The organism is Entomomonas asaccharolytica (genome assembly GCF_016653615.1).
GTDB lineage: Bacteria > Pseudomonadota > Gammaproteobacteria > Pseudomonadales > Pseudomonadaceae > Entomomonas > Entomomonas asaccharolytica.
The window spans coordinates 2247000-2259378 of sequence record NZ_CP067393.1; the positions used below are offsets into that span (position 1 = coordinate 2247000).

9 protein-coding genes are annotated in these 12379 nt (G+C 36.7%); 3 read left to right on the top strand and 6 right to left on the bottom strand.

Going from position 1 to position 12379, the window contains the following annotated elements; genetic code table 11:
• Nucleotides 1-100 precede the first annotated feature (100 nt).
• Nucleotides 101-4252 (bottom strand): calcium-binding protein, encoded by a 4152-nt coding sequence (locus JHT90_RS10410; protein WP_201090709.1) that lies wholly within the window; start codon nucleotides 4250-4252, stop codon nucleotides 101-103.
• 634 nt (nucleotides 4253-4886) lie between these two features.
• On the opposite strand from JHT90_RS10410, the gene JHT90_RS10415 reads away from it, so the two are divergent.
• The 3 genes from JHT90_RS10415 (at nucleotide 4887) to nhaA (ending at nucleotide 7431) form a co-directional block, all read left to right on the top strand.
• A complete protein-coding gene (locus JHT90_RS10415) occupies nucleotides 4887-5168 on the top strand; it encodes a hypothetical protein (RefSeq protein ID WP_201090710.1) in 282 nt (93 codons plus the stop codon).
• A 457-nt stretch (nucleotides 5169-5625) separates the two neighbouring features.
• A complete protein-coding gene (locus JHT90_RS10420; protein WP_201090711.1) occupies nucleotides 5626-5940 on the top strand; it encodes a hypothetical protein in 315 nt (104 codons plus the stop codon).
• 153 nt (nucleotides 5941-6093) lie between these two features.
• Nucleotides 6094-7431: a Na+/H+ antiporter NhaA gene (nhaA, locus tag JHT90_RS10425; protein ID WP_201090712.1), complete on the top strand. Its 1338-nt coding sequence runs from the start codon at nucleotides 6094-6096 to the stop codon at nucleotides 7429-7431.
• Between the two features lie 161 nt (nucleotides 7432-7592).
• Here the strand turns inward: nhaA and JHT90_RS10430 are convergent, their stop codons facing one another.
• The 5 genes from JHT90_RS10430 to pbpC all read right to left on the bottom strand — a co-directional run bounded on the left by JHT90_RS10430 (nucleotide 7593) and on the right by pbpC (nucleotide 12328).
• Entirely contained in the window at nucleotides 7593-7868 is a 276-nt protein-coding gene (locus tag JHT90_RS10430; RefSeq protein ID WP_201090713.1) for a hypothetical protein, read from the bottom strand.
• A gap of 52 nt (nucleotides 7869-7920) precedes the next feature.
• Nucleotides 7921-8187 carry a hypothetical protein gene (locus JHT90_RS10435; RefSeq protein ID WP_201090714.1) on the bottom strand — a complete coding sequence of 89 codons (267 nt, stop codon included), beginning with the start codon at nucleotides 8185-8187 and terminating at the stop codon, nucleotides 7921-7923.
• A 38-nt stretch (nucleotides 8188-8225) separates the two neighbouring features.
• Nucleotides 8226-8792, bottom strand: a complete 567-nt coding sequence (locus tag JHT90_RS10440; protein ID WP_201090715.1) for a hypothetical protein — start codon at nucleotides 8790-8792, stop codon at nucleotides 8226-8228.
• A 392-nt stretch (nucleotides 8793-9184) separates the two neighbouring features.
• Complete coding sequence (gene mtgA / locus JHT90_RS10445; RefSeq protein WP_236253915.1) at nucleotides 9185-9847, bottom strand: monofunctional biosynthetic peptidoglycan transglycosylase; 663 nt, start codon at nucleotides 9845-9847, stop codon at nucleotides 9185-9187.
• Nucleotides 9848-9982: 135 nt separating this feature from the next.
• A complete protein-coding gene (pbpC, locus tag JHT90_RS10450; RefSeq protein ID WP_379971675.1) occupies nucleotides 9983-12328 on the bottom strand; it encodes a peptidoglycan glycosyltransferase PbpC in 2346 nt (781 codons plus the stop codon).
• Nucleotides 12329-12379 lie beyond the last annotated feature (51 nt).

Here is a 12379-nt window from a genome sequence, read left to right on the forward strand (position 1 = left end):
TTTTTTTATTTTTGCTACAACCAGTAAATTTAAATTCTAGACATAAAAAAACCTGTACTCAAAGAGTACAGGCTTATAAATAAAATATCAGGCTTTGTTTTTATTCAATCTTATTTAACAAATCTGCTGTAGTTAACACCACCCCATCAGCAAATTGATAACTTGCTATTTGGTTAGTTGACAATGTTCTTCTCTGGAAGATTACTTTATCACCACTGCTAAAATTAATAACTAGGGTGTTATTATCTATTAACTCAACTAAGGCAATATCTGTTGAAGCTAAGTCCTCAAAAATCACTTTATCTTCATCTGAAGTGCTACCACTATCATAGATAGTTACTAAACCATCACCTCGATGAATAATATAGGTATCATTACCAGCCCCTCCTTGTAAGAAACTACTGCCAGGACCTGCTACTAAAATATCATCACCAGCTCCTCCATAAAGATAATCATCACCTTCACCTGCCTCTAAACGATCATCTCCATTTTCTCCATAGAGTCTGTCGTCTCCTGACCCACCAATAAGAATATCGTTTCCATCCCTCCCATAAAGAATATCATTACCTGAACTGCCTATTACATGATCATCTTTACTGGTAAAGGTATAGCTACCTGCTTGGGTTAAAGTAATGGGCTTATAGGTAAGTATATCTTCTGTAGTAAATACCACCCCATCAGCAAATTGATAACTTGCTATTTGGTTAGTTGACAATGTTCTTCTCTGGAAGATTACTTTATCACCACTGGTAAAATTAATAACCAAGGTGTCATTATCTATTAACTCAACTAAGGCAATATCTGTCGAAGCTAAGTCCTCAAAGATCACTTTATCTTCGTCTGAACTACTACCACTATCATTAATAGTTACTAAACCATCACCTCGATGAATAATATAGGTATCATTACCATTACCTCCTTGTAAGAAGCTACTGCCAGGACCTGCTACTAAAATATCATCACCAGCTCCTCCATAAAGATAATCATCACCTTCACCTGCCTCTAAACGATCATTTCCATTTTCTCCATGTAAGGTATCATTGCCTGTTCCGCCAATAAGAATATCGTTTCCATCGCCACCATAGATAGTATTATTGCCACTTCGCGCCTCTACATAGTCATCACCACCATAGACACGAATAGTATCATTACCCTCACTGCCTATCACATGATCTGCTTTTTCACTAAAGGTATAAGTCCCTGCTTGCGGCAAGATAATGGGATTATTCGTTAATATATCTGCTGTAGTAAATACCACCCCATCAGCAAACTGATAACTTGCTATTTGATTATATAAAGATGTTCTATTTTGGAATGTTACTTTATCACCACTGGTGAAATTAATAACTAAGGTGTTATTATCTATTAATTCAACTAAGCCAATATCTGTTGAAGCTAAGTCCTCAAAGATCACTTTATCTTCATCTGAACTACTACCACTATCATTAATAGTTACTAAACCATCACCTCGATGAATAATATAGGTATCATTACCATTACCTCCTTGTAAGAAGCTACTGCCAGGACCTGCTACTAAAATATCATCACCAGCTCCTCCATAAAGATAATCATCACCTTCACCTGCCTCTAAACGATCATTTCCATTTTCTCCATGTAAGGTATCATTGCCTGTTCCGCCAATAAGAATATCGTTTCCATCGCCACCATAGATAGTATTATTGCCACTTCGCGCCTCTACATAGTCATCACCACCATAGACACGAATAGTATCATTACCCTCACTGCCTATCACATGATCTGCTTTTTCACTAAAGGTATAAGTCCCTGCTTGCGGCAAGATAATGGGATTATTCGTTAATATATCTGCTGTAGTAAATACCACCCCATCAGCAAACTGATAACTTGCTATTTGATTATATAAAGATGTTCTATTTTGGAATGTTACTTTATCACCACTGGTGAAATTAATAACTAAGGTGTTATTATCTATTAATTCAACTAAGCCAATATCTGTTGAAGCTAAGTCCTCAAAGATCACTTTATCTTCATCTGAACTACTACCACTATCATTAATAGTTACTAAACCATCACCTCGATGAATAATATAGGTATCATTACCAGCTCCTCCTTGTAAGAAGCTACTGCCAGGACCTGCTACTAAAATATCATCACCAGCTCCTCCATAAAGATAATCATCACCTTCACCTGCCTCTAAACGATCATTTCCATTTTCTCCATGTAAGGTATCATTGCCTGTTCCGCCAATAAGAATATCGTTTCCATCGCCACCATAGATAGTATTATTGCCACTTCGCGCCTCTACATAGTCATCACCACCATAGACACGAATAGTATCATTACCCTCACTGCCTATCACATGATCTGCTTTTTCACTAAAGGTATAAGTCCCTGCTTGCGGCAAGATAATGGGATTATTCGTTAATATATCTGCTGTAGTAAATACCACCCCATCAGCAAACTGATAACTTGCTATTTGATTATATAAAGATGTTCTATTTTGGAATGTTACTTTATCACCACTGGTGAAATTAATAACTAAGGTGTTATTATCTATTAATTCAACTAAGCCAATATCTGTTGAAGCTAAGTCCTCAAAGATCACTTTATCTTCATCTGAACTACTACCACTATCATTAATAGTTACTAAACCATCACCTCGATGAATAATATAGGTATCATTACCAGCTCCTCCTTGTAAGAAACTACTGCCAGGACCAGCCACTAAAATATCATCACCAGCTCCTCCATAAAGATAATCATCGCCTTCGCCTGCCTCTAAACGATCATCTCCAGCTTCACCATAGAGTTTATCGTCACCTGGCCCTCCAATAAGAATGTCATTACCTGCTCTTCCATAGATAGTATCATTACCCTCTTTTCCATCGATATAATCATTCTCATCTGTACCATAAAGCGTATCATTGCCACTAGTACCTATAATTTGATTCATCGGTTTTTCAAACAAGTTATAAATACCTGTTGAATTAGTATCAAATAAATTAATAGAATGTGACCACGATAAATCATCATTTCTGGTTTTAGATAACCAAACATTTTCTTGAGGAAGAATTTTTCCATCAGAACGTTTAACATTAACCAGTTCACGACTGCCTAAATAAGGATCAGCCATTTTGATATATACCAAGCCTTGAGTCGCAGGAAAAACTAATTTTATATCTTCCCCTTCCGCCTCTAAACTAGCACTTGCTGACTGGTCATTAACCTCAGAATCAATACCTTCAGACTCATATACACGTAATACATCACCATCTAACGCTAAGAAATCATTAATGCTATCTCTGCCAGCCAGATCAACCCTTACATCATGAACCAATGTATGAGTATTTACCTCTTTCAATAAAGAAGTAACTGCGCCACCTAACGTATCTGCATGAGTGAAAGTAGCACTGAATTCAGTAAATTTACCTGACAAAGTAGTAATCATACTCCAACGACCAACTTTCGATGTAAGAGGCTCAATATCCCCGAAATCTAATAATAAACTCTTACCAGCAGGCTGATTACCAACATAGCCACCAAGAATTAAAAAATCAATCAAAAGGTTTTGTTCGTTTTCAACAATCTTTGGTTGAGCAGATTCTATGGTTGTTTTATAAGAGCTTCCTGCGCCGCTATTTTTTACTCTTACGCCAAGAGTAAAAGGAATAGAAGGTTCTACTTCAGGCGTAAAGGGATCATCTGCATAAACATCAGATGGGAAAAAATAATCTAAAGACAACATAGGTTGTGGTTTAACTACTACATAATCAGGCGTAACATCTACTGTAGTAACCTGATCATTAAGCGTATAAGAAACCTGTGCCCCTATAAAATAAAGCGTATCTTCAAATTCTGCTGCGCCATAAGTAGGAATAATTAACCAATGAACTTCAGCATTGGATTTAGCCGCTACTTGACCATTACCATTAATATCACTTATACCTGATAATGAATTAACTCTATAAAAAAAAGTAGCCTCAGTTGCATTAGGATCTTCAGTAACAGAAACCAATTGATTATCTTTATCCATAAAAAATAATTCAATCTTCACATTCTCTAAAATATCACTACTAAGGCCATTACTAATTACCATTCGAGCATCAAATGCTTGTCTTTCAAATGATAATTTTTGTTCAATTACAATTTTAACTTCTGCACATTCGGCTTCCTGCGCCAATAGATACTTACTAGGAACTATGCAGAACAAAAAAAGCACTACAAGCATTATTTCTTGATAGTACCAATTGCTATATCTAGATAGTATTTTCATTTATTTTAACCTTTAAAGTTATAATTATTTGTATTGGGTTATCAAGAAGGATAACTAACTCCAATCATCCTCCCTCAGATAAACACGTTATAAATAAGTTGTTTGATAAATAAAGATAAACATTAACTAATCTCCTTTATTTGATTTGTAAAAATGGAGATTTCATAGTATGGGTAAACCTATTAATATTCTTTTTGCTTCACCCAGAAGAATTAAAAGTAATTTTAAAAATAAACAAAATACATTTTTTTAAACGTTAATATACCTAGTGATACCTTGGTAGCTATTTTATTTCTTATCTTATGTAACTTACCCCTGCCCTATTTTCATACTGGTTTACTTCCCTTATTTACTAATAAAAGTAAATAACAGATTGCTGTTAGAGCTAGGTAGTTTTACAATAAAAGGGCTATAGCAAAATCTATAGTATGGGATTAGCAGCCCATTAACTCGCGGCCACAACTGGTTTTCTAGTCTGTGGTAAGCATGGCTTTGCCTGTATTTTATGGCGGGCTGTGCATGGGACACCTTCGGGTGTGCCGATTCCGCGAGTTATCGGTCTGCTAACCTGTGCACAGTTCCGCCTCCCTAGCAAAATTTAAAAAGGGAGGCTAACAGAAAACAGGAGCAACCAATGACAATACAACCATTACCACCTCGTTTTATTCCTTTAAATAACGCCTCGCAAAGCACTAGTGATAATATTTTATATTACGATAACCATGCATCAATTTGTTCTATTTTTGAATGCTTAACAGGCCGTTTAGCTGCGGTACTAGGTTTACTTGAAGCATTACACGAATACAACAATCCCCCACCCTATGCCGTACAAAATATCACTATCGCTAGTACCTTACTGCTAAGTGATGCAAACAGCTTACTAAATGTAATGCAAACGCTTACCAAAGATAAATAAGCCTAGGTATTTATTACTAGTTTCTAAACAATGATTTTTTTAACAAAGAAAAGCGCCACACAAAGAAAACCTCTAGTTTATAAAGCGAGCTAATACTTTGTAAACTAGAGGCTAATGGCAAAAGATAGATATCTGTGCGATAAGCCCATATTTAGTATTAGGAATAGTCTTTCACTAGGGATAAACAAGATACTAAATACGGGTTGTATAAACTATAAACAAATACCTAGCATGAAGAAATTACCTAAAGGACTAATTTAATATAACTCTTAAGTATTAGTTATGAATAGTCCTATTTGTTAGCATTAAATATTTAACTTTCTGCCCCAAGCTTTATAGAAAATATATAAAAATAGTAATCTTTCTCTTGATCCGATAAAATTGGATAAATAATTTATTAATAAGAAATAAATCAACAAAATAAATTGACTCAATAGTATACAAGGATAAATTTATTATGAATTGCTATCAACATCACTCACAAAACGCTATAGGTATATGTAAATCCTGTGGTAAAGCTTTATGTTCGGAATGTGCTGTTGATCTTAACTTTGCTCTTACTTGTAAAGGTGCATGTGAAAAGAATGCAAAAGCTGCATTTACATTTCAAAAAAAAACAAAAAAACTTATTCCTCTACTATCTCTAATGTTGGGTATTACTTATATATTCTTTGGTTTTCATAGAAATAGTTTAATAAATATTGATACCATTGTAGGCTGCATATTCTTTATTGTTGGTATTTTTACGCTGTTAAATATTAAAAATAAGTAATTTATAAATTGAATCAATTACTCTTCCTATAAAAGTCTATAAAAATAGATTCATTCTTTTATTTGTTTTATAATTTCCAGTTGGGTGTTGCAACATTGGGTTGTATACAGGTTTTAAAACGATGGTCGGGCCGCCTCGCGAGGATTTATGCCTATGAAAAAACCTATCTTACCCAAAGCTCATGCTGCTACTATGCGCTCACTTTCTGCCATAGAAAAAGTATTACATATTGAGGCCGTTGGCGGCATTGTTTTATTTTTAGTTGCAATTATTGCTCTAATTTGGGCTAACTCCTCCATTGCTGATAGTTATCACGCACTTTGGCATACACCTCTAGGTTTTAGTTTTGGTTCGTTTACCTTTACACAATCACTGCACTTTTGGATAAATGATGCACTGATGACAGTTTTCTTCCTTGTGGTAGGAATGGAAATTAGAAAAGAAATACATGATGGCGCGCTTGCCAATTTCCGTCTTGCTACCCTCCCCATTGCCGCAGCAATTGGTGGCGTGGTAACCCCTGCAATTATTTACTTAGCATTAAATCATGCACCCATTCAACAGCAAGGTTGGGCAGTACCTACTGCTACAGATATTGCATTTGCTGTAGGCGCATTAGCATTATTGGGCAAATCTATTCCTGCTAATATCAGGGTATTCCTCCTCGCCCTTGCTATTATTGACGATATTGTAGCCGTCTTAATTATTGCCTTTTTCTATTCAGGTGGTTTAGATATTAATGGCTTATTTGTTGCCGCCCTTGGTATCTTCTCAGTACTATTATTCCAATGGCTTGGCTTACGCTCTGCCTATGCTTATATTATTCCAGGGGCAATTCTGTGGACTGGCCTATTAATGACTGGTGCCCACCCCACTCTCGCAGGGGTTGTATTAGGTTTAATGACGCCTGTAGTAAGCACGATTTCTAAAGAAAAGTATATAGAAACAGTGACCGATGCCATTAATACAATAAGAACCACCGATCAAGATGGCAAATTAACCATCTCCTATAATGAACTTCATAAAGTACAACGCGAACTATTACCACCTGTTACCCGTGTTAATATGGCATTACACCCTTGGGTAACCTATGCTGTGATGCCTTTATTTGCTTTAGCTAATGCAGGTATTACGGTAGATAGCCTTGATCTATCCGCTATCTCAGCACAACATGTAATGTTTGGCGTTATTGCTGCGCTCGTCGTAGGTAAACCAATTGGTGTACTACTATCCTGCTTTATTGTGGTTAAATTAGGGCTTTGCCACTTACCTAAAGGGGTTACTTGGAATGGTATATTATTAGCTGGTTTACTCGCTGGTATAGGTTTTACTATGTCAATCTTTATAGCAACCTTAGCCTTTACTGATGAAACCTTATTAGGCGCTGCCAAAGCAGGGGTATTACTGGCTTCTTTAATTTCTATTATTCTTGGTTTATCGTGGGGATATTTTTTAAAGAAACGCCTCGAACGCAAGCCATTGTCTAATTAATTATCAGTGAGTTATCCTCTAGGGTAGCCTAGAGGATATCTATAAAAAACTCTAAATAAACCAACTTTTTACACACACCTTTTTCTTTCAACTAAAAATTAGCAATTAGTTGAAACTGCCTTTTATGGTTTATATTTCTTTTAGCAAGGCTCCTGCCATGCTTACAACCAAAAAGCTTGCGAACGTACTAAAAACATAATAAATATAAACGCACCTATAAGCACACAATAAATCAAAATTTCATGGTCTAACAATGAAAATTTATGCTTTTTCATTTTACTCTGCTGAACTATTGTTGGTTGATCTATGTTTTGTTCTAATTGCTTGTTAAGGTGCAAATAAACACTATAGTCCACATTACAAGGAGGGCACGCTTTTAAAGGTGTTATATCGCTTATTTGACGAACATAGCCACATTTAGGGCAAGTCGTAATCATTATCTATTCCTTTTTTAATTTACTAGACAGTTATTTATTTTTTCAATTACCTTTATATCGCTTCTGCTGAAAAGCGAAGAAATAAAGTAAATAGATAAATAACTATCAATATCACATAGATTAAAAACTCATTGTCAGGTAATGAAAATTCATCAAATTTCCGTTTAAGTTTTCTAAAAAAACAAAATTGCTTTTGTTCCAATCGTTTTTGTAAATACCTATAGGATGCATAATCCGCTTGGCATTTAGGGCACTCAAATACTAATGCCGTATGTTCCGATTGAAGTGTATAACCACAGTGAGGACATGTTGTAATCATAATATTTTTCCCTCCATAGCTATTGGCCAAACAATTTGTTATCTAACAATACTTAATTCTCCTTGTGAGGTGATGCGAAAAATCTTTTGCATCGGTTTTGTTTCAGTTGTTCCTTGTTGTAAATTTGGTAAAGCATAGTTCGCTGTAAAATCAGCATCATATAAAGCAGGATGGGGATCGCTTATATAAGCTTTATACCTAACAGCTAGCTGAGAGTTATCTTCAATTACATGACAACTAACAACTTCATATTTAGTTATACTGCCAAAACAAAAATTTCCTAAACCACCAGATAACTTGGCTGAAGCAGGCATATACGCTGCACGCCCTAAATCTGTTAACACATACTGCTCAACACTAGGCGATACACCAATCTTTTCTACTTTAATCAAGCCCCCTTTTAATAGGTGCTGACAGTCCTCTCCACACTGCTGAACAGTTATTGGAAAAGTTGTTGTTACTCGACAAAGCGTATCTTTAGTTTGAGTTGGCTGTTGTTCTATAACATTCAAATTATTACTTACCATCGTATCTACTTCAGCAGACACATAACCACTTAAAGTACTTATCGTTAAAACAGGTATGGCAAAAGCTAAATAGCGCATTATTCTGTTCCTCTTGAACTTTATTATTTACACAACTGTTTGCCTTATCTTGTCTAATACTCCAACAAAACAAGTTATCGTTAGATTAATATTTAAACTATTACATGTCAAAATAATTTAGATTACATGTAATTTTATTAAGCTTTTGTTCATATTTTTTTAGCATTCTATAATCAAAAATAAAAATATTTATAAAACAATAACTTATAAATAATTATTGAAAAATTAATGGGTTATATAAGAAGAGTGTTCGCTAAAAGGACTATTTAAAAATTCAAGTCAGTGATGATGAAACGGATAAACTAACTAGAAAAACAGATAGTTATATCTGCTGATGGAATATAAATAAGATTGATGAAAGATAAAAACTACTATTTACAGTAAGTATGGTTTTATTGGGGGCAATCGTTACCACACCTTAATTTTTGTAAAAAAGCATTACCCCCTAAATTATCCATTTGTTTGCGGATAAATATGCCACGAGAATTTATATAGGTAGTGGGCTTAGCAGGGTTCCAATTTCTAGGATTAGGTAATACTGCCGCTAACAAACTAGCTTGTTCTTTAGTTAATTGTCTAGCTGTAGTATTGAAATAGTATTGCGCCGCAGCCTCTGCACCAAAAATACCATTTCCCCATTCTGCACTGTTTAAATAAACTTCAAGAATTCGTTGTTTTGACCAAAGCAGTTCAATCCAAGCGGTAAACCAAACCTCTACGCCTTTACGAAACCAACTACGACCAGACCATAAAAAGATATTTTTAGAAACTTGCTGACTAATGGTGCTTGCTCCTCTGAGATTTCCACCATCTGCATTATGCTTTAATGCTTGTTGGATTGCTTCCATATCAAAACCATGATGATATGGAAAATTTTGATCTTCTGAAGCAATAACCGCTAATTTTAAACTATCCGAAATCTCGTACCAACCTTTCCACTCTCTTTGGAATTTAAGACCATCACCTGCTTGCCAGCTTTCAATTTTACGCTCGACCATCAGCGAAGTACCAATTGGATTAATCCAACGCATACTTAATACAAGCAATACAGACATGACTAAGATTCCTATTACTGAAAAAACAGTAATCCAGAATAGTCTTTTAAAAAACTTGCGAATCCATTGTAGAATTTTTATTAATTTCGCCATATTTTCCAAAATAAGCTATTAAATAAGTAAAAGTATAACATTTTACTGAATAGAAAACTCAATGGTTGCTGTTTGGCCTAGTTCATCTAGTAGGGTTAATTGTTGCTTACCTGCTTTTATAAAGGCTCTATTAAAGGATTCATCAGGTGCAGTTTCCTCAATTAATTCGCCATTGAGAAACCACCAACGTTGCCCTGCGCCCCCTAATGAAGAAAGCTTTAATGTTAAAGGTTCTGTATTAATGGCAGGTAAGCGCAATCTATCCCCATCCCTTACGCCTACGATAAAAAGAGGCGCTGCTTTTACTGGCAGTAATGGTGGACAATCTTTATCAGCCTTAGGTAAGCGACGATTACGACGCTCGGTATAAATAAGCCAAGGTTCTAAAGGCGCAGGCCATAAATCAATACGCTTTTCAATCGCCCCATCACAATCAGCAGCCACCTGTAAGCCCTTACTATTAACCCAAATAGTTTGACTTATACCTGTGCCGAGTGGTTGGTCTGGGGCGAGTAAAGTAGGCGGTGTTAAACTGTCTAATGTCCAAGCAAAACGCTCTTTGCGACAATTGCTATCTTTAATAGACAATGGTTGTCCAGAAGGCCAACAAATAGCGGCTACTCCTACACTCGCTGGTTGATTACTTTCAGTAACCGCCAATGCTTTGCTTGCAGTTTGGTTAATAATCAGGTCATGTACTTGTAATAATAAAGGCGTTGCAGAAGCTACCCCAAACTGACCAGGCACAGGCGTTCCATCTGGTCTACCAATCCATACTCCCACTAAATAGCGAGGTCCTAAGCCAACCGCCCACGCATCTCGAAAGCCATAGCTAGTACCTGTTTTCCATGCTAAGACACTACGTTGCACTAACCTTGCTCGCTCATCTCGATCAGGCTCTGTTTGGCCTGCTAAAATACGCCTTACCACCCAAGCTGAACCTGCTGATAATAATGGTCTTTCTTCTAAAGCATCAGTCGGTTTAAAACGCAGTTGTGCAACCTTACCTTGACGTGCAAAAGCACTATAGCCCACCACTAAATCTTCTAACTTAGTACCTACACCCCCTAAAATAACCGATAAATTAGGTTCTGCCATAGGGGGTAAGGTTAAGCCAATTCCTGCGCCTTTTAATTCACCATAAAAACGTTTTGGCCCATAAGCTTCAAGTAACTGTACAGCAGGTAGGTTGAGTGACATGGACAAAGCTTCACTGGCGGATACAGGCCCTATAAAACCTGCCGAGAAATTACCTGGCTTATAATCTCCATAGCGTCTTGGCACATCCTGTAACAGTGACTCTGAATGAATCAATCCTGCATCCATCGCCATGGCATAGAGAAAAGGCTTTAAAGTAGAACCCGGTGAACGAATAGATGACACCATATCCACATGGCCAAAACGCTTATCATCGGTAATATCTATAGACCCCAGATAAGCCTTTACCTCCATAGTTTGATGATCGACCACCAAAATAGCCGCTGAGGTATATTCAGGTAAACGCACTTGCCAGTTTTTTAGCAGATCCTCTAAACGACGCTGCATACTGACATTGATGGTACTTTGGATAACAGATGTTTTACTGTCATTATATAAGCGTCTTGCTAATAGTGGCGCCATTTGCGGCTCTTGCCGATCTGTTAAAAAAATACTTTCTTGCTTTATTTCATCAATAACAGACTGCGGCCATTTTTTAAATTCGGCCAAACGGTTTAACACTTTATCTCTTGCTAGCTTAGCACGCTCAGGATAACGATCTGGTCTTAATCGACTAGGAGCTTGTGGCAATACCGCCAATAATGCAGCTTCTGCTCGGGTAAGCTGATCTGGCGGCTTGCCTAAGTAAGCCCAACTAGCAGCCGCCACCCCTTCAATTGTACCACCATAGGGAGCGCGATTAAGGTATAAAGTGAGTATTTGATCTTTGCTCAAGTGCCACTCTAACTGCATGGTACGGAAGATTTGTCTTACTTTTCCCCAGTAAGTCCGCGGATGTGGCTCGATTAGCCTAGCCACTTGCATTGATAAAGTGCTACCCCCTGAAATAATCTTACCACCCGTTAGGTTTTGCCAAAATGCACGCCCTAAGGCTACAGGATTGACACCGGGATGTTCATAAAACCAACGATCTTCATAGGTTAATAAGGCTTCAATATAGGCAGGTGATACTTGTTCTATAGTAATCGGATAACGCCACACACCATCTCTGTCAGCAAAACGCCATAAGGGTGTGCCATCGCTCGCTAATACAATACGGGCAATGCCATCTTCTGGCATAGGTAATGGAAATAGCTTATCAAGTACCCATAACAAACCAATGATAATAATCGGAATGGATACCCAAATTCGCCAATGCCTACCAATAAAACGCAAAATAGCCAACTTCACCTACTCTACAAAACAAAAGGCGTACTCAGTACGCCTTTTAATTAACTAGCT